General features: G+C 40.5%; 17 protein-coding genes and 1 pseudogene. 1 reads left to right on the top strand and 17 read right to left on the bottom strand.

Annotated elements, in window-relative coordinates; all coding sequences use genetic code 11:
* Positions 1-26: 26 nt before the first annotated feature.
* Positions 27-6,113, top strand: coding sequence for an alpha-L-fucosidase (locus tag D8844_RS06605; protein ID WP_125422839.1), 6,087 nt, complete (start codon positions 27-29; stop codon positions 6,111-6,113).
* Positions 6,114-6,256: 143 nt separating this feature from the next.
* On the opposite strand, the gene D8844_RS06610 is transcribed toward D8844_RS06605, so the two are convergent.
* The 17 genes and pseudogenes from D8844_RS06610 to D8844_RS06690 all read right to left on the bottom strand — a co-directional run.
* Positions 6,257-6,412 carry an ADP-ribosylation/crystallin J1 gene (locus D8844_RS06610; protein WP_125422842.1) on the bottom strand — a complete coding sequence of 52 codons (156 nt, stop codon included), beginning with the start codon at positions 6,410-6,412 and terminating at the stop codon, positions 6,257-6,259.
* A gap of 61 nt (positions 6,413-6,473) precedes the next feature.
* Positions 6,474-6,767 (bottom strand): DUF5960 family protein, encoded by a 294-nt coding sequence (locus D8844_RS06615; protein ID WP_125422845.1) that lies wholly within the window; start codon positions 6,765-6,767, stop codon positions 6,474-6,476.
* Complete coding sequence (locus D8844_RS06620) at positions 6,760-7,122, bottom strand: hypothetical protein (RefSeq protein WP_125422848.1); 363 nt, start codon at positions 7,120-7,122, stop codon at positions 6,760-6,762. The genes D8844_RS06615 and D8844_RS06620 overlap by 8 nt, the downstream gene beginning before the upstream one ends.
* Complete coding sequence (locus D8844_RS06625) at positions 7,119-8,534, bottom strand: Y-family DNA polymerase (RefSeq protein ID WP_125422851.1); 1,416 nt, start codon at positions 8,532-8,534, stop codon at positions 7,119-7,121. The genes D8844_RS06620 and D8844_RS06625 overlap by 4 nt, the downstream gene beginning before the upstream one ends.
* A gap of 3 nt (positions 8,535-8,537) precedes the next feature.
* Positions 8,538-9,224 (bottom strand): XRE family transcriptional regulator, encoded by a 687-nt coding sequence (locus tag D8844_RS06630; RefSeq protein ID WP_125422854.1) that lies wholly within the window; start codon positions 9,222-9,224, stop codon positions 8,538-8,540.
* Between the two features lie 204 nt (positions 9,225-9,428).
* Complete coding sequence (locus D8844_RS06635; RefSeq protein ID WP_125422857.1) at positions 9,429-10,394, bottom strand: hypothetical protein; 966 nt, start codon at positions 10,392-10,394, stop codon at positions 9,429-9,431.
* Positions 10,395-10,796: 402 nt separating this feature from the next.
* Complete coding sequence (locus D8844_RS06640) at positions 10,797-11,093, bottom strand: DUF4176 domain-containing protein (protein WP_000025675.1); 297 nt, start codon at positions 11,091-11,093, stop codon at positions 10,797-10,799.
* A gap of 163 nt (positions 11,094-11,256) precedes the next feature.
* Positions 11,257-11,913: a DUF443 domain-containing protein gene (locus D8844_RS06645; protein WP_084860298.1), complete on the bottom strand. Its 657-nt coding sequence runs from the start codon at positions 11,911-11,913 to the stop codon at positions 11,257-11,259.
* A gap of 33 nt (positions 11,914-11,946) precedes the next feature.
* Positions 11,947-12,603 (bottom strand): DUF443 domain-containing protein, encoded by a 657-nt coding sequence (locus tag D8844_RS06650; protein ID WP_000248558.1) that lies wholly within the window; start codon positions 12,601-12,603, stop codon positions 11,947-11,949.
* Positions 12,597-14,030, bottom strand: a complete 1,434-nt coding sequence (locus D8844_RS06655) for a T7SS effector LXG polymorphic toxin (RefSeq protein WP_125422860.1) — start codon at positions 14,028-14,030, stop codon at positions 12,597-12,599. Before D8844_RS06655 ends, D8844_RS06650 begins: the two co-directional genes overlap by 7 nt.
* Positions 14,031-14,121: 91 nt before the next feature.
* Entirely contained in the window at positions 14,122-14,577 is a 456-nt protein-coding gene (locus D8844_RS06660; protein ID WP_125422863.1) for a DUF5085 family protein, read from the bottom strand.
* Positions 14,577-15,032, bottom strand: a complete 456-nt coding sequence (locus tag D8844_RS06665; RefSeq protein ID WP_125422866.1) for a hypothetical protein — start codon at positions 15,030-15,032, stop codon at positions 14,577-14,579. The genes D8844_RS06660 and D8844_RS06665 overlap by 1 nt, the downstream gene beginning before the upstream one ends.
* Positions 15,033-15,065: 33 nt before the next feature.
* On the bottom strand, positions 15,066-15,788 hold the full coding sequence (locus D8844_RS06670; RefSeq protein WP_125422869.1) for a hypothetical protein: 723 nt from the start codon (positions 15,786-15,788) through the stop codon (positions 15,066-15,068).
* Positions 15,788-17,422 (bottom strand): T7SS effector LXG polymorphic toxin, encoded by a 1,635-nt coding sequence (locus tag D8844_RS10530; protein ID WP_260467547.1) that lies wholly within the window; start codon positions 17,420-17,422, stop codon positions 15,788-15,790. Before D8844_RS10530 ends, D8844_RS06670 begins: the two co-directional genes overlap by 1 nt.
* Positions 17,412-17,774 (bottom strand): hypothetical protein, encoded by a 363-nt coding sequence (locus D8844_RS06680; protein WP_125422871.1) that lies wholly within the window; start codon positions 17,772-17,774, stop codon positions 17,412-17,414. Before D8844_RS06680 ends, D8844_RS10530 begins: the two co-directional genes overlap by 11 nt.
* 2 nt (positions 17,775-17,776) lie before the next feature.
* Positions 17,777-18,142, bottom strand: a complete 366-nt coding sequence (locus D8844_RS06685; RefSeq protein WP_125422874.1) for a TIGR04197 family type VII secretion effector — start codon at positions 18,140-18,142, stop codon at positions 17,777-17,779.
* An 80-nt stretch (positions 18,143-18,222) separates the two neighbouring features.
* Positions 18,223-20,256, bottom strand: a pseudogene (locus D8844_RS06690) (FtsK/SpoIIIE domain-containing protein); the annotation flags it as partial.
* Positions 20,257-20,271 lie beyond the last annotated feature (15 nt).

Here is a 20,271-nt window from a genome sequence, read left to right on the forward strand (position 1 = left end):
GCCTTTCTAAAAACTAGGAGTATATTATGAATCGATACCTTTTTGAAAAAGGGCAAACATTTAGCATTCGGAAGTTGACTGTAGGTGTGGCATCTGTTATCGTGGGACTGGCATTTTTTGCTTCTGGAACCGTGCGTGCAGACGAAACCTCTCCTGCCACAACATCCAATTTAGATCAGCAAATGAAACAAGTCGCAGATATAGAAGAGACCAAGGCTGAACCAGTCAAAAAAGAAGGTCGTGTAGAAGCTGAAAAACAAGAAACACCTGTTGCCGATACCAACAGTGCTGACTTGCTCCCTGAAGACATTCAGGACCGTGCCTATCCCGACACACCTGTCAAAGAACTCGATACGACTACTATCGTTGACCAGAAAGCTAGTCCAAAGGTAGAAACTAAGAGCATTCTAAAGGACAAGGAAGAAGCTCCAAAAGAAACTGAGAACGGAAACCGTGCCATCATTAACGGTGGACAAGACCTCAAACACATCAACTACGAGGGACAACCTGCTACTGCTGCTACTATGGTTTACAGCACTTACAATGCAGGGGAGCAACGCTACCTCGTTTCAGGCTCAGGTATCTTTGTAGCCCCTAACCTGATCCTTACCGTTGCTCATAACTTCCTAGAGGCCAATAAAGAAACTGGCGAAGGTCACATTCGTGGTGGAAAATCTGCCCAGTTCTACTATAACGTTGGTTCAAACAGCGAAAAGAAAAACTCACTACCATCTTCTGGAACTACGGTTTTATTCAGAGAAAAAGACATCCATTTCTGGAACAAGAAAGAGTTTGGAAAAGGCTATAAGAATGACCTTGCTCTTGTAGAAGCTCCTATTCCTCTTCCGATTGCTAGTCCAAACAAAGCAGCAACCTTTGCGCCTTTAGCGGAGCACAAGACGCATCAGCCGGGAGAAGCCATCAGTACGATTGGCTACCCAACTGACTCGAGCTCAAAAGAACTGAAACAACCTATCCTAGCTGGTCAGCTTTACAAGGCAGATGGGACCATCCGATCTGTTGAGTCCTATGATGATAAGGGAACGACTGGTATCACCTACAAAACCACTTCTGTATCTGGTTTGTCTGGTGGCGGGATTGTCGATAGCCAAGGAAAAGTTCTGGGTGTTCACCAACACGGAACCGTTGACAATGGTGTCGCTGAAAAGGATCGCTTTGGTGGCGGACTCGTCCTTTCACCTGAACAACTGAAATGGGTTAAGGACATGATTGCCAAGTATGGTGTGAAAGGCTGGTACCAAGGTGATAACGGAAATCGTTACTACTTTACCGATGAAGGACGTATGCTTCGGAATGAGAAAGCTGTGATCGGAAGCAACGAATATTCCTTCAACCAAGATGGGATCGCTACCTTGACTAAGGGAGTTGAATACGGTCGTGTGGTTATCCAACACGAAGACGAAGAAGGAAATCCTGTCAAAGATAATGACACCTTTATCGAACAGACAGCTGTTGATTCGCCATTTGACTACAATTTCAAAAAAGAAATCGAGAAAACGGACTTCTACCAGAAGAATAAAGACAAATACGAAATTGTATCCATTGATGGCGTAGCAGTCAATAAACAACTAAAGGATGCTTGGGCTGAAGATCACAATGTTGTCAGCAAAGCGCCTGCCGGTACACGTGTCATCAAGGTAGTCTATAAAGTCAACAAAGGCTCCTTCAAAGTTTACTACCGTCAAAAAGGAACCACTACTGAACTAGCTGAGGCGACAGTTGATAACAATGAAGGCCAAGAGTATGAGGTTTCCTTTGTCAACACCTTCCATGCAAAAGACATTGCTGGCTACCGTCCAGTCAAGACTAGCCTGGAAGCAAGGATCCAGCAAAAAGGGGTGAATGAGGTCGTCTTTGAATACGAGCCAGTCGCTGATACAGCTAATCCAACGACACCGACTCCACCAGTGGCTCATCCAGAAGATAAAGAAACCGAGATTGGCAATCATGGACCTCTTCCAAGCAAGGCCCAACTCGATTACCACAAGGAAGAACTGGCAGCTTTCATCCACTACGGAATGAACACTTATACCAATTCTGAATGGGGAAATGGGAAAGAAGACCCTCGATACTTCAACCCAACCAACTTGGATACTGACCAATGGATCCGTACTCTGAAGGAAACGGGCTTCAAACGAACCATTATGGTTGTTAAACACCACGACGGATTCGTTGCTTATCCATCTAAGTATACGAATCATACCGTAGCTGCTAGCCCATGGAAAGATGGTAAGGGTGACCTTCTCGAAGAAGTTTCCAAGTCCGCTAGCAAGTATGACATGAATATGGGTGTTTACTTGTCACCATGGGATGCCAACCATCCTAAATACCATGTCGCAACCGAAAAAGAATATAACCAATACTATCTCAACCAACTGAAAGAAATCCTTGGTAATCCGAAATACGGTAACAAAGGGAAATTTATCGAGGTTTGGATGGACGGTGCGCGTGGTAGCGGTGCCCAAAAAGTAACCTATACCTTTGATGAATGGTTCAAATACATCAAAGAAGCCGAAGGAGATATCGCTATCTTCTCTGCTCAACCAACAAGCGTTCGCTGGATCGGAAATGAACGAGGTATCGCAGGTGACCCTGTCTGGCATAAAGTCAAAAGGGCCAACATCACAGACGATGTGAAAAACGAATACCTCAACCATGGTGACCCAGATGGTGATATGTATTCTGTAGGGGAAGCTGATGTTTCGATCCGTTCAGGCTGGTTCTACCATGACAATCAACAGCCGAAATCACTCAAAGAGCTGATGGATATCTACTTCAAGTCCGTTGGTCGTGGAACCCCACTCCTTCTCAATATTCCACCAAATAAAGAAGGAAAATTTGCAGATGCGGATGTGGCTCGCTTGAAGGAATTCAAGGCAACCCTAGACCAAATGTATGCCACTGACTTTGCCAAAGGTGCGACTGTAACAGCAAGTTCGACTCGTCAAAACCACCTTTACAAGGAAAGCCACCTCACAGACGGTAAAGATGACACCAGCTGGGCGCTCTCAAATGATGCCACAACCGGTAGCTTTACAGTCGATTTGGGGCAAAAGAGACGCTTTGACGTCGTTGAACTCAAGGAAGATATTGCCAAAGGTCAACGTATCTCAGGTTTCAAGATTGAAGTCGAAATCAACGGACGTTGGGTGACATACGGCGAAGGTTCGACCGTTGGTTACCGTCGCTTGGTTCAAGGCAAGCCTGTAGAAGCACAAAAAATCCGTGTAACCATCACCGGTGCTCAAGCAACCCCAATCTTAACCAACTTCTCAGTCTACAAGACACCAAGCAGCATTGAAAAGACAGATGGCTACCCTCTTGGACTTGAATACCACTCAAACACAACGGCAGATACAGCTGGAACAACTTGGTACAATGAATCTGAAGGGGTTCGTGGCACTTCTATGTGGACCAATCAAAAAGATGCCAAAGTTAGCTATACCTTCACAGGAACCAAGGCCTATGTCGTCTCTACAGTCGATCCAGGTCACGGAGAAATGTCCGTCTATGTTGATGGTCAAAAGGTTGCAGATGTTCAAACTAAGAATGCTAGCCGTAAACGTAGCCAAAAAGTCTTTGAGACAGGCGATTTAGCACCTGGCCAACATACTATTACTCTTGTAAACAAAACAGGCGAACCAATTGCTACAGAAGGGATCTACACCCTAAACAATGATAGCAAGGGAATGTTTGAACTCGAGTCTACTAACTACGAAGTCGAAAAAGGAAAACCAGTCACTGTTAAGATTAAACGTGTTGGTGGAAGCAAGGGGGCTGCTACTGTTCGTTTCATCACAGAACCTGGAACTGGGGTTCACGGTAAAGTTTACCAAGATACAACTCAAGATGTGACCTTTAAAGACGGAGAAACAGAAAAGACTGTTACCATCCCAACGATTGACTTTACAGAACAAGCCGACTCTGTCTTTGACTTCAAAGCCAAGCTCACTTCTGTCACTGATGGTGCCCTGCTCGGTTTTGCTACAGATGCAACCATCCAAGTGATGAAAGCTGAATTGCTGATCAAGGACCAAACAAGTTATGATGATCAAGCTAGTCAGTTGGATTATAGTCCTGGCTGGCACCATGAAACCAATTCGGCAGACAAGTACCAAAAAACGGAGTCTTGGGCATCTTTTGGACGCTTAACTGACGAGCAAAAGAAAAAGACAACTGTCACAGCCTACTTCTACGGTACTGGACTTGATATCAAGGGCTATGTTGATCCAAATCATGGTATCTACAAAGTCTTCCTAGATGGCAAAGAAGTTCCTTACCAAGATGGCATGGGAAATGCTTCAACTATTGACGGTAAGAAATACTTTAGCGGTCGTGCAGCCCAACGCCAAGGCAATCAAACTCTGGTTAGCTTAAAAGGTCTGGACGAAAACTTGCACGCAGTCACCCTTCAACTAGATCCTGATCGAAACGATTTGTCTCAAAATATCGGTATTCAGGTAGACCAATTCATCACTCGTGGCGAAGGTAGTGAACTCTACAGCAAGGCAGATATCATCCAGTCTATCTCAAAATGGAAAGACGATCTTTCAAACTTTGATCCAGCAGGCTTGAAAAATACGGCCACTGCACGCCAAGCTTTCCAAGCAAATCTAGAAAAATTGAGAAACCAACTCAGTGCTGATGCAGTGGATGTTCAGGATGTCATGTTGACAGTCAGTGCCCTACAAGATATCCTATCCAAGGATGAGAACTATCAAAGAGGCCAAGAGGAACCTAGTCCAGAGCAACCGGAACAGCCAGAAGAACCTTCTAAACCTGATCAACCAGCTCAACCGAAACAACCGGAAATTGAGTACGATAAGGCTATGGACAGCTTGGCAAAAGCTATCGAGAAAAAAGTCGCTGAGCTTGGATCCAACAAGGAAGCTAAGAAGAAATTATTAGAAATTGCTGACCAAGCCATTGCTGCAATCCAAGAAGCTAAAACTCAGGAAGCAGTCAATAAAGCGCTAGAAACTGCTCTCGAACAAATCAACAAACTCGAAGCGGCTCAGCCTGAGAAGCCAGTTCAGCCTGAGAAACCTGCTCAACCGGAAACTCCAGTTCAACCTGAGAAACCGGCTGAGCCTGAGAAGCCAGCTCAACCTGAGAAACCGGCGCAACCGGAACAACCTGCCGAGCCTGAGAATCCAGTTCAACCTGAAAAACCGGCGCAACCTGAGAAACCTGCTGAGCCTGAAAAACCTGCTCAACCTGAGAAACCTGCTCAGCCTGAAAAACCAACTCAACCGGAAACTCCGGCTCAGCCTGAAAAGCCAGCGCAACCGGAACAACCAACTCAACCTGAGAATCCAGTTCAACCTGAAAAACCAGCGCAACCGGAACAACCAACTCAACCTGAGAATCCAGTTCAACCGGAAAAACCAGCGCAACCGGAAACTCCAGCGCAACCTGAGAAACCTGCTCAACCGGAAACTCCAGCGCAACCGGAAAAGCCAGTTCAGCCTGAGAAACCTACTGAGCCTGAAAATCCGACTCAACCTGAGAATCCAGTTCAACCGGAAAAACCTGCTCAACCGGAAACTCCAGCTCAACCTGAAAAACCAATTACTTCTTCAAGTCCTGAGGAAGGGGTTAAAGACCTTGTCTTTACACTTCCAAGCTTAGAAATCGTCAATAAGGTCGTACCGTTCAAGACGATTCGTCGCGAAAACCCACAATTAGACAAAGGAAAAGAGCAAGTTCTATCAGAAGGGAAAGACGGTCTCTTAGTCAAGTATGTTGAAGTGGACGGTGACAATCGCAAGGTTCTCCAAACAGAAGCAACACCAGCTCAAGATCGAGTGATTGAGGTAGGTAGCAAACAAAGCTCAGTTGGAACAGAAGCGCCACCAGTTGTGACTCTTCCTGAGTATGTTCTACCAAGAGAGACTGAAAAAACTGCTCCAGCCGTAACAGATAATTCATCATCAAAAGATGAAAAAGCTCCTGTTACAGCTACAGTCAAAGAAGACAAGGAAAGACTACTCCCTGCAACTGGGGAACAAGAAGCAAGTGCCTTCCTCTTCTTGGCAGCCATTACTTCTATCTTGTCTCTCCTCATCTTCCAAAAGAATTTCAAAGACTAATAACCCTCTTTGATTGATTCTTTCTAATTATTCAGTTCCCCCGTTGAGAAGACCATTTGGTCTTCTCTTTTTCTATCTGTAAAATTAAAAAACATCCACAAATATACATGGATGTTTGGGTATGACTCTATAAAATAAGATGATCATTGAGAATAGGTGTTCTCAAATCCAACCACGTTTTCAAATAAACGCTCATCTAAAAAAGAGAGTGCCCCTTGCCTTATCTCATCAGAACATCCATCATAAGTTTCTGCAAGAACTCCACAGATAAAAGATGGTGTTTCGAATTCCAATACCATGAGATTTTCTGACGCTCACAAGCCATCTTTCCTAAATCAAACTTCCTTCTTCCACACCTAGTCACTGACTACTATTTTTGAGTCCAGCGTATGCATAGGTTCTCGTCCGTGAACAATCTTTTTCCATCTCAACCCTAAAATAAAAGCGATGCTCCCGCCCATCCTTGGCATTTCCCTTGTTTAAAACAAAGTAGTTCTTCTGATTCATCGCCATGGTGCGTAGGATATCATCGATCAAGAAAGTCAGTGGCACATTCATGGCAGAGTATTTTTGAAAATCTTCTTCAAAACGAATATAGGCTTCTGAAAAATAATCCATCTGCAGTTTGTTTTCATACAAGTCTTTTCTAGTCATACACTCCCTCCTCCCACAGTCGAATTTCGAGAACATCTGCTACCTCTATCAGCCTGTAGCCCTCACTTGTCCTAATAGATAGAGTTTGAGGTGATAATTCGCTTACCTCGCCGACGATAGTGGTTTTCTGCTTCTTTTTCTTGACCATAAAGCATCCCTTCAGTTGCCCGATATACAGCTGCGAAAGCAAGAGTAACTTCTCAACGGAATTCAAACTCGTCGAGAAAGCTACCCGATTTTTTTCTTCACCGAGTGAGCTAGTATGCTCTGATAGGAAAAAGCCCATCCACTTCTGCATCCCTGGATCTTGATAGTCACGTGCAGATTGAAAGGGTAAATAAGAACGATCAATCATTTTAAACCATCTAATCCTCCAGCAGAATGCCCCCCAATCAGCTTGCTTCTGGCAAGACTCCTAGAGGCTTCTTCCAGTGCATTAGCCTTTAAAAGGGAGGTAAAACCAAATTGTTCCCGAATGGCATCAATAGCCGTCTGGAGCCTTTCTTCTTTTTCTAACTTGTCAACATCATCAAAGAGAGAGATCAAGCCAAAGGACTCGTCCACAAATCCTGAATAGTTGACTCCGACACTTCTGACCGCTCCAGAAGTGTATTTGTTATGAAATAGCTTCAAAACATAATCCGTTAAGATAGCTGTATTATTGGTCGGTTCGACCTTCATTTGTGTGTGAATAGACGGCCTGACCTCCTGTTTAGAGAAACCAACATAGAGAGAGACAAGGGTTGTTTTCTTGCCCGCCCTTCTCAGTCTAATAGCCACCTGCTCCGCCATTTCTCGGAGAATAATTTCGATATCCCGTAGCTTCACGTAGTCTCTCGGCAAGATTTGAGAATTTCCTAATCCCTGAGACTTGGCTTTATAGGGCCTGTGAACATTGCTCTCATCAATCCCATTAGCATGAAACCACAAACGCAGGCCAGCCTGATCCAGAGCTTTCTTTAGCTGGTCTGGGTTGCTGGTGGCTAGTTCTTTAATCGAAAAAATCCCCAGAGAATGCAAGCGTTTCTCCATCCGCCTGCCAATCCCCCAAAAGTCCGTCATCTTGGGAATGGCCCAAACCTTCTCTTCCACATCCTGGTAAGACCAGTTAGACCTCATGGTCGGGGTCTGCTTGGCCTCATTATCCAGAGCCAACTTGGCCAGTAAGGGATTGGCATTGGACATACCCACTGTAGAGTAGATCCCTGTCTGCCTCCAAATATCCCTCTGGATGCGAGCAGAAAGCAGATCCAGCTTGTCTTTGCGAGAGAGACTCTTGTCTGGGATGAAATAGTTGAGCGAACTAGTCAGATCGATAAAGCCCTCATCGATAGAGTAGGGATAAATATCATCTGGACTGCCATAATTTTGGAAGATTCGCTGGATTTCCATATTGACCGCGATGTACTCATCCATCCTAGGTGGCACAATCAAAGTCACTTGAGCCCAATCTTCGATGTAGCGAACATAGTCTGAGTCAGTCGGCAAGCCTTGCTTTCGAGCATTGTAATAAGAAAATTTGCGCGTTTTGATATCAAAAGGCAGATCATAGGCCCGGCCAACATTGGACTTGCCAAAAATCTTCTTAAACATGGGAGAGGAGGCTAGGATAAGACCAGTTGAATTATCCGCGCGACTCATGACACAAAGTGAGGTCTTCAGCGGATGCAAGCCTCTTTTCGCACACTCAACACTGGCATAAAAAGATTTCATATCGACAAAGGCAATATCACTTTTGGGCTCTCTGGAATAATCAAAGTAGCCCATAGGCTAACCCTCCATCGGCACAAAATTCCCAACGATAATCCCCACAATCCGAGGATCTTCCTCATAGGAGATGAAAATGTCCTTGTATTTAGGATTTATAGAAACCAGACGCAAACCATCTTCCTCCCGATAGACCCGTTTGATATAGGTCTGGTTGTTGCAGACTACTGCATAAACTGCCCCATCATAGTCAAATCCTGTCTCCCGAATCAGAGCCACCGAACCATTTTGATATTTAGGTTCCATAGAGTCCCCCGACACCCAGGACGCAAAATCATGGGCCAACTCCTCGTTAAAGTAAACCGTATCAAAATTCTGGTCATCGTAGACCGAAGCCCCAATCCCTGCTGACATGCGTTCGTAGACACGGTATTCGTAGAGTCGATTGGGCATGGTCGTCACCTTCTGAGTTTGTTCCTCTTGAGCCAGGTTGCGAGCATAGAGTACAACCTTGTCCTTCCCTTGCTTGGAGAGACTATTGTAGAGACGGACAATCTCTATCTGGGTGAAATAACCTTTTGCGACTTTTAAAATCTTCTCTAGCTGAGCAACCTTCTCCTTGGATGGTTCCTTAATCCCGCGTTCCCAAGCGGAGTACGCCTGAAAACTAATCCCAAGTTGCTCTGCAATCTCTTTTTGTGTCAGTTTTAGCTCTTTTCTCCGAGCCTTGAGTTTTTCTGGTTGGTACATGATTCACCCCCTAGTGTGATGCTTTATTGAGAATATCTCTCTTAGAAAAACAAATCGACGGTTGAGCTTATATCTCTAAGACTCAACCAATTCGGTTTAGTTTTATTATATAAAAAAAGTGGACGATTGTCCACTGGGAAAATCAAATTTTAACAGACACAACTGGAAATTATGAACAAAAAACTGACCTAGACCTAGCAACTCCTATTCTAATTTTTGCAACAGCTTTACAACTTGACGATTTTCAATCTTCACATAGTATACACCACTATCATTGACAAGTTTATCCTCTTTATACTTAGCAATCTTTACAGCATAAAGACCTCGTGGTAGGGGTTGGTTGGCAAAAAATTCCTTCATGAGCGCTTCAAGCTCTTTAAGATAGTCATCATACAAGAGATCTCTTTTTTCCTTCGGAACGAAATATTGAAATTCAAATGTCGGTATAAAAATCTCTTTTTGGAAAAGATATTGAGCATCCATTGGATACATTCCTTGCAGAGCTTGGCCCTTGCTTTGATTTTCCTCTAATATTTCATTATAAAGATAGATATTATCAGATTGGTTATTAAATTCAAAACCAATACCTTGATACTTCAAATCAGGAAGTTTAGGATCTTTGATTGAACTGTCCAGTGTTTTTAAAAACTCGCTGGTGCCTGGACTAACCTCAATCCCTAAATAGGCTAATTCTGGGAAAACATTATAAATTTTTTTACCATTTTTGTAATCAACTTCTGCATCTGTCTTTCCATATGTTTCATTTTTCGAAAAGCGAGTATAGTATTTAAATCGAGTTTTAACCTGATAGTTTTTTCCAGCTATATTTTCACTATAGGTACCATGGATTATAAATCCTCCCACACTTGTATAGTTTTTCTCGTATTTTTCTAACTCAAACTGTCCTGTAAGACCGTAATTTTGATAAGAACGATGCACAGCTTGCTCAATCTCAGTTCGACTTGCATGGGCAAACAGCCCCCACATATCCATTAGAGAAAAAATTGGACTGAACACTGTGAAGATTACCATTGGGATCACTATGGATAAGCAACCTATTAATAGCCAATTTCTTTTCTTGGCATTTCCTTCAGATTTTTTAGCAGTTTTCTGTTTCCTTTTTAAGATTAGAATGAGCAAAACCAAAATCCCTAATACAAATAAAACCAATCTACAATCTCCTTTTACTTTTGACAGTTGTTAACAGGTAGATAGGAGACTGACAGAAATACTCGTCTCACCTGCTAACTTATCCTGAATTCCATAAACTCGTCTGAAATGAGGAACAATCCTTATCCCATTATATCACATGAGCAATACCGTAAGAAGAAGAGAAAAGTAAAAAATGTCTTTGTTTATTATACCACAATATAAAAACAGCTCCTTCCTATCCTATAGGAACAAAGCTATATTTTGGTATCATAAATTTTGGCTTATAGTCACACGGACTTAGATGTATGATGGGAAAATAACTAAAAAAACGAGGAGTTTCTTTAATGTCAAAGTAGCTCCTCATTTTTGATTTCTATTTAAAGTATTGTGATATTTTGCAATAATCTTTACAGATGCACATTATTTTGTTACACCCTTTTTAATTGTTGTTGCATTTTCATCAAGCCAACGTTGATAAATTTCGGCGAACCGTTCTTCTTCTTCGTCACTATAGCCTTTATAAACTACTTTATCTACATCATCACGATTGAAGTAAAACAACTGTTCTGGGTTTAGTCCCATCGGATAAAAAGCAGCAGAATAGTCAAACAAAACATTTTCACCATTCTGTTCTATAGTAACCCCACGATTGAGAATCATTAATTTTTGACTTCCCTCTTTTAAATAAACAATTGTTCCAATTGGCAAAATAGACATTTTCTTGTTTTCCTTTCAATTTATAATTTCTTTATTTCTACAATGCTATACGCCATCGTATTAGCATTCTTAAACTTTAAATGCATCATTCAACACCCAAACACTTTCTGAATGGATTGAATGCCTGAATCAATACTATTTCCGACTTCTCTGCATTCTGTATTTATAGCTCTTCAATTTCAGTTAATGTTAGTGTCTTATAATACTCTGGGATTTGTGGCATTCTCAGTATTACAAAAAACCACCACGAAATTATGCCATTTATAACCAGTATAGCACTTTCATAACCACTATTAAGTCCTATAAAAAAGGCTAAACAAACAGTATTAATTCCAAGAGTAATATACCACCAATCAATCATTCGTTTCCCTTTGGGTTCAAAAACAAGTCGACAGCGCTTACTATTTTGGGGAATTCTTGATTCAAACTTTCCTACCGCACTTTTTTCATAAAAGACAGCCATAAGATAAGACAAAAATACAGAGAAAGCAAATATCACTATTTTCATTAAAATTTGCTGGTTGATTCCCCAGCTAATAAAGGCATCTTTCATCAGCCTATGAGAGAAGCCCACAAGTGGCTGAATCATGATCACTAGAGCAGTAGATGCACCTATTGGTGTCTTCGATTTTATTCTAAAACTATCATTGGATGGAGATAGTTCGACCATCTCAGCAGAAACCTCTTTAGGAAGTGAACCGAAGAAATAGGACTTACCTTTTATTGTAGTAGGATCTAAGATATAACTTTTATTCTTAAACTCAACGATTCTAAAAACTGCTATATTTGAATATTTAAATTTTAATTCCACATTTACCACTCAAATACTTTCTGAATTTTATTATAAGTTACATTATACCTTTTTCACTTCTTTAAATTCTAGGTATTTCTTTTGATAAGCATAAGTCAATGGAATAACGCCAGATTCAATCCAAATAAATAGATAGGCCAACAAACCATTCAACACTAGAATTGCAGCTTCTGTTCCATCATCTTCTCCCATATAAATAGAGAAAGCAATTGTATGTAAAATGAGAAATAGATAGGCATGGAATTGTCTTTTTTTCTTATTATTCTGAAAGATTATTTTAAACCTCTTCTTTTCCTGCGATAAACGACTTGAAATTTCCTTCCTTGATTTGATTAAAATACTTTGATAGACAATATAAGCTACCAAAATAGATATAGGAAATAAAGATACTTTTAAATATAGATTATGACTAATATCATAATATCTAAAAATTGATGTTACTACTCTATACAAAAGAAGGCTAAAACCAATAGATACCATACGCATTCCTGAAGGACCCATCTTAATTTTTTTATCAAAATTTTTATTCTGACTATCGAGTTCTATCAAATCAACTTCAAGAGTTTCAGGGGAAAGTCCCCAATAATAACTCTTTGGTGTTGTAGAGTTGGAATCAAGAACGTACTTTTTCTCTCCCATCTCTAACACATCAAAATAAGCAACATCTAATCCTCTAAAATTAATTTTCACATTTACCACCCAAACACTTTCTGAATTGATTTAATACCGGAATCAAATGCTTTGCCAACATCTGATATACTTTTATTAAGATTGTCACCCATCTCGTTTGCTATGGTCTTAATCCCCAAAAAGTTATGCTTATATGCTATGCTAGCTACAAATCCTACTGCTACAGTTCCCGCAATAGCCCATCCTATAGGAGTTGTTCCGAGCGCTATAGATGCAGCAAAAGCCATGGCAGACTCTGTACCAATTGCTGTAGCCGCTGCAATCGCCCCAGCTTGTAAACTAGCCACTCCTAATGCTGTCATTGCAGTCGTTGCTGCAGTGTGGGTAAAGGCACGTCCGGCATTCTCATTTTGTAGATTATTCAAAAAGTCCAACCCCATAAATACCGAACTGATCCCTGAAATGCCAAAAGATGAGTTGGTTCCTGGTATAGGGATATTAATTTCTGAAATCGTGAATTTCTTAAGTAGATTCGCAGCATTTGCTTTGAATAAAGCATCCGTATATCCTTTACTATCTGCAGAGTAGGTAATGTTTATATTACCAAACTTATCAGTAGTAGTAAAATACTTAAAGTACTCTGATAGTTTAGGATTCGTTGAACTTAACTTAGAAATCGTTTCTTTAGCAAGTTCTTCCAGAGATGTATCTCGGATAAGATCAAGCAACTCACCTAAATCGTTACTAGTAATATCACCATTAACTTTACTCTCGACATATTTTCGTACAGCATCTTTAACATTCTCTGGCAACTCTTTACCAGGATACCGTTTTCCATAGTCTGCAATTGCCTTTATATCATTCTCATCTAATTCGGTTTCATTTTTAACTTTATCTACAACATTTTGATAATTTTGAATTACTTCAGAACGCTTCGTCCACTCATTATTAATATTCTTTGCCCAAGGAGCTTGTCCCTCTATTTTAAAAGTTCCATCAAACTTTCCAAAGTCACCTGTGACTTGTTCGAAACCTTGAAAAACTAAGCTCTGTAGGCTTTCTGAATCCGAAAACTGACCACTAGTTGAGCTCGCAAACGACTGTAACTTTTCTAATTTCTTTTGTAACTCGTCTCGCTTACTCGTTGCATTTGAGATAATTTCTTGAACATTACTTTTATAAGTAGAATCGATGTTCTTCAAATCAGATAAACTGTTCAAAATAGCTTCTTGAGTCGAAATAGTTGTATTTTCTGCTTCAATTTGCTTTTGAAGTGTCTCCTCATCTAGACTTTCTTCACCGACTTGTGCATGGTAAAGAGTCGGTAGTTCACTCGCTTTTCCTCCCAGGCTCTCTGAAAAGAGGATAACTCCTCTCACTAGAGGAACCATTATATTTTCCGCATAGGACTTAGCACTATCATAGGCTTTCCCTTTCAATTCTCCCTCTGTAATCAATTTATTAAAGGCAGTAATGACATCGTTATAATAATTCACACGGCTACTTAATACCGTATTCGCTGTACTGAACTATGAAATAACTCTTTTGCAAATCTTACATATATAATCGAAAATCTCTTTACCAATCTTAATAAGCATAACCAAGCAATACTGTTACCTGCCCTGTTCCTTCTGTTTGGAGAATATGATAAAAAGGGGTTTGTTGTTCGCGGTTATTCTTCTCTAAGGTCCATAGCAATCTAGCATATGCTTCCTTGGTTAATTCTTCATAATTATGATTTAGGGTCACCATTATAATATTATTGATTTCAAAGTATGATGAAAATTTCATCCCCTCAACTTCAAGAAACTCCTCCTCTAATGGAAGAAAGAATTCAATATCCATATTTCCTTCATATGGCACATTATTTAGACTATATACAATAGGCCCTGCTGGATGACCTCCGGCTTCATAAATAGCTGTCATAAAAGCATCCAGTTCTTTTCTCATCTGACTCACATGAAAGGTCTTACGCTTTTTAATCACATTCCGTGCCTCAAAAATGTTTTCATTGATCACACCTTGTGCAACAACATATTTCATCACTCTACCTCCCAACTACTATATGCATCAACTACAATTTCTTTTCCAGGATGATAAAGCACATGATAAACAGCTAAATACTCCAAATTTTCTTTGGCATATTTTACACGTAAGGTATCGTAATAGTCCGCTAAATTTTCTGAGGAAAATGTAGCGAAATCATCACTGTCTATAAAAATATTTTCTTGAAAAAGAAATGGTCCATTATATCTATCTATTTTGGTATATGCATTTCCAAATGTTGTAAAAATAGAAATCGTTTTTTTATCCCCAAAAGGATAACTCTTAAAATATACTGGGCCATCTGAAAAAACCATATCTAACATATCCTCTATAAACTCCCAACATAAGGGATATACTTTATGACAAATCTGTTCGACTGGTACATTTCCCAACCCACCTTCTTCATAACCAAACTGATTATGAAGAACTAACTTTTTAGGTCTTATTTCCATATTTCTTTACTGCTTTCTTAATTGTTCTTATCTTTAAACTAATTCATCGCTATCAGGGTGCTTTCTTATGTAAATAGCTGCATAAACCGCATCTACTATTACAGCTGGCAGGGTCAAAGTAAATAAAATTCCCAATAAAACACCAAAAGCAATCTGAATATGACCTGTTAGGAGGGTGGGAATGATTGTTGCCCCAGCAAAAGCTACGGCAAAATTATTCCACCATGTTTTCTTTCTACTTCCCCCTTTTACTTGATTAAAGGCCCAGACTTTCCCCCGATTCTTTGGCAGATAATACCAAGCATAAAGACCGCATGCAAAGATAAAAAGAAGTAATATAAAGATAACATAAAATGGAGTGAGGGGGGCTTGATATATCACCTTGGCTCCTATAGGACTGCCGTCTGAAATAACCATTAACAAACCAATAAAATCTAAACCTATCACTAAGCTTAACACTGTGAGGGCTATTAAATAATATGTTAAAGCCTTCCATGCATTTATTAAATAGGGAATAAAAGAAATGATAATGCCAAGTATATTCACAACACCGCAAAACAAAGAAAGCCCTTTAAAGATACCTAGATTATCTTCATAACTTCCAACCAAATACATAAAACCGCTTAATGCCAAACCAATCCATGGATATAACTTAATATAAACTAAACTAACACCATCTGTAATCAAAGGCCCGTGGTATCTTTCTCTTTCTATATCAGTAATCTTTGCTTTATTTTTTCTATTTATCTTTGCCATTAACTAAACCACCCTCCTATTGTTTTTAAGCCATCGCCAATTGCATCTGTTGTTTTTATTAAGGCATCCTTAGCTGCATCTGTTACAGATTGATTATTTAATCCCTGAATTTTAATGTTATCCATAGCCCATCCAATGGCTGCACCTACTCCAAACCCAACAACCGTTCCAATAGGTCCTCCGATAAAAGTTCCGATGGCAGCACCAGCTCCTGCTGCAGTAGCCCCCGAAAGAAGATCAACACCTTGGTCAACGGCAAAATTTCGGATTTTTTCCCCAACAGAAGAAGTTTTATCATCAAAAAAGTTTTCTTTGATATTCCTCCCAACACCAAGAAATGTCCCGATGGCACCGAACGCTTTGCCTGCTTTTCCCCATTTTGAAAGCTGTGAAACATCTTTCAAGTTGAAGTCATCCCAAAATTTCAAAGAATTTTTAAAACCACTTTTAGCCGAATCCACAGCATCGCCAAGAGCAGCTTGCCAGCCAGTTGTCTTAAAGCCTTTACCAATATTGGTATCAGTAGGATCAAAATTTCTACCTGTCTCTTGACTGTACTCACTACTTCCACTAGTATATACATGCCCTGTATTTTTATTATAAAGAAAACGAGATCCTATCTTAACACGGCCCCTAGATTCTGAAGTAATTTGTCGACCGTTAATAAAGTTTATTTCAGCCTTAGCTAGAATAGCTTTACTAATGATGTTCGAAAATTTTGAAGATTTGTCGGCTAATCCATCCTGCTGTAAAATGAAATCAATAGCTTTTTCAACAGAAATCCCCTGTTCTTTTGCGACATCTTCGGCCAACGTTTGCAATTCAGCTTCCGTCCGATCTACAAAGACCTGTATTGCATTCTTAACATTCTCTGGTATGTCCTTAGCTGGATAGCGGCTCTGATAAGCTTGGATTGCCTTTATATCATTCTCATCTAATTCGGTTTCATTTTTAATTTTATCTACAACATTTTGATAATTTTGAATTACCTCAGAACGCTTCGTCCACTCATTATTAATATTCTTTGCCCAAGGAGCTTGTCCCTCAATTTTAAAAGTTCCATCAAACTTTCCAAAGTCACCTGTGACTTGTTCGAAACCTTGAAATACTAAACTCTGTAGGCTTTCTGAATCCGAAAAATGACCACTAGTCGAGCTCGCAAACGACTGTAAGTCTTCTAATTTCTTTTGTAACTCATCTCGCTTACTCGTTGCATTTGAGATAATTCCTTGAACATTACTTTTATATGTAGGATCGATGTCCTTTAGATTAGATAAACTGTTCAAAATAGCTTCTTGAGTCGAAATGGTTGTATTCTTCGCTTCAATTTGCTTTTGAAGTGTCTCCTCATCTAGACTTTCTCCACCGACTTGTGAACGGTAAAGAGTCGGTAGTTCACTCGCTTTCCCTCCTAGACTCTCTGAAAATAGAATAACTCCTCTAAGTAGGGGAACCATTATATTTTCCGCATAGGACTTAGCACTATCATAGGCTTTCCCTTTTAATTCTCCCTCTGTAATCAATTTATTAAAGGCAGTAATGACATCGTTATAATAATTCACACGGCTACTTAATACCGTATTCGCTGTACTGCCCTGCGAATCTGCTGAGCCTATGTCTACTTTAATCCCCATTCTTCTCCTCCTTTTGTGATTCAAGACGGCGTTGTTGAAAAAGAAGTTCCTCTTTTTCACCCTCTAGCTTGCTCATTTCTTTTTTTAATTCTTCTTTCCTCTCGGAGATAAAATCACCAAGTAGCTGTTCATTCCTTTTTAACATCTCTATATCTTCAAGACGATCCATCTCATCTTTAACTGATAACGGATAATAGCCTAATTCTCTATATGGGATGAAGTTCGTTTGACAAAGATCTACGATCTCCGTAGCAACGGAAAGAAACTGTTTTCTTTCTTCTTCTAGCTTTGATAATTTTGTTTGAATCTGTTGAACACTACATTGAATATCTTCTGATTTTCTTTTTTCCATCCTCACTCCTTAAATAAATTATTTTGAGGAACAAATGACGGATTTGTGTATGGCGAAGGTAGACCAGTTGTCCCCTTATTTTGACTCGACGGTAAATTATTCTGCCACATTGTACTTATCTTCTCATCTACTACTTCGAATTCATTTGCGACACTATGAATTAGTTTTACGAATTCACTTATTTTCGATTGAATATTTTTAGCAATAGAGGCCTCATTTATGATCAATCTTCTTCCTACCGTATTAGCGGTATAAGAGCTTGTCTTATCTCTAGTAACTGTACCGGCAGTTGTAATGCTATTGCTTGCTGATACAATTCCAGTTGCAATAGTACTTGCCTTGCCTTTTTCACTTTTTACTTGTCCCATGTTCAATAACCTTTTCAATTATCCTTTCTACTATCAAATCGTCAAAAGACCGGGTTGAATCTTAAGTATCAAAAATAGTTTTACTTATTCTTACTAATTTTAAGTTTGATGACTTCTTTCCGAGAATGTAAATAAACCTGATCGAGATCTGGAGCCACATCTCTGTTATACATTCCTTTATCTAAGAAGGTTTGATCCATTAGGCGCATACCAAAGATGACCCATTGGACATTTGTTTTGAGGTATCTAGGAATTGGGTCGATGCTTGTCCCAATATAAGTATAATCAGTACCAATAATAAACCTCATCCCTACTCGATACCCATTCTCAAACATAAATTGAAGCTGTTGATCATTTAAATCGCTTTCGGATACTAGTGCTCTCATATTAGGTATAAAAATGATCCACTCAGATGATATGCCTTTTTCAAGACGGCGTTCTATTTCATAGATTAGCTGATTTCCTATGTCCGATAGTTCCTTTTTGCTTCCAACATAGGTTTTCACCTGGTCATTATATGCTTCATATTCTTGGAAAGCATCAATCAACATCATATGAACGTTAGGCATTCTAAGAATAGTTTTTAATAAATGATGTGTTATATTATCAAAAGCATCTTCTGCATTTGACACATAAGCCATGTGTTTAAATTTGCTAAGAGAGATATTGACACTTCCAACCATTTCTAGTTCCAAACCGATAGGAATCTGATCATTCTCAATAGCCTCTTGTACATCAGGCAAATTCAAAAATTCTTCCATCGTCAACTCCTCTGGCACCATCGGAATGGCACTTGGGCGCTGACCGGTCCAGGCTTCTTGGAGGGAAGCGACTGCTTGGCGCAGGTTATTGAGGACTTGAGTATCATTGGCTCCATAAACTGGGAGAGCCAGCTGGATGACATCCACCTCTTCACGCTTCATAAGGGCACGTCCCTTGATATCTTCCATAGTCATAGCAAGTGGTGTAGAGCCCACGATGGCCCGCACTTCACCTGCCTCATTTTGTGGCAGGCTCAACTGGTGCTTGAAGTTCGAGTAGAGCTGAGCACGAAGGTTGGTTTGACGACCGGCTGTCATCAAGAGGTGAACCCCGATACTGAGACCTTCACGAGAGATACGCACCAAGAGCTTGAAGAGTTCCGCCTCATAGGCTTCTTCCTTAAAGGCCTCATAGCTATCTAAGAGGATGACAATAGCCGGCTCTTCCTGACCACTGGCCTGACGGTAGAGGTCTAAGGTCCCAACACCATAGTCCGCAAGGAGTTTCTTACGACGGTTAAGTTCTCTCTCCATGATTCGTACAAACTTAGAGATCTTCTCTGTTTGGTCCAAAAGCATGGTATCCGCCACCTGTGGAAGCTTGGACAATGGAGCCAAACCATTAGTACCAAAGTCCATCAAGTACATGGTAAGGGCCTTTGGACTGAATTTGCGAGCCAAGTCCATACCAGCTGTCTGAAGGAAGGTGGTCTTTCCTGTACCCGGACTTCCGTAGAGGAGGATATGACCATCCTTGGAGAGATTGATAGAGACAGCTTCCTGCTTCTGGGCCTGCGGGATATCCGCCATCCCCAAGAGGACAGAGAGTGGTTTCTCTTGTGTCCAGGCTACTGTCGGTTGCACTTCTTCCAATTCGTCTAGCGTGATTCGCTCTTTGAGCGGTGGCAACCATGGCTGTGGTACTGGAGGAATCTCTTGTTCTTCACACAAGAGCTGGATATGGTGCACTATCGCATCCAACTCTGTTGGAACTTCCTTGATCTCATCCACATCTTCTAAGCCTGATAGGTCTTCATTCAAGATCTCATATTGGCCCAATTCATTGATCAGGTAGATGGTGTGGTCCTCAATCCCCATATCGTCCTTGTCCGGCTGGTAATCTGCCCCTGACCAGGCTGATTGGAAGAGCTCATAGACTTCGTTATTTCCGACTTGCAGATAGGCACGACCTGTCTGAGTAATCTCGGCTGCGTCCGGTGTATGAAGCATTTCATTGGAGTCCGAACGATCCGCCACCTTAAGGGCAATCTTGAAGCGAGAGTTGGACCAGATCTGGTCATCCACCACACCTGATGGCTTTTGAGTAGCTAGGATCAAGTGAACCCCGAGGGACAGGATATTCTTTTT

The organism is Streptococcus oralis (assembly GCF_003942875.1).
Lineage (GTDB): Bacteria > Bacillota > Bacilli > Lactobacillales > Streptococcaceae > Streptococcus > Streptococcus oralis_BX.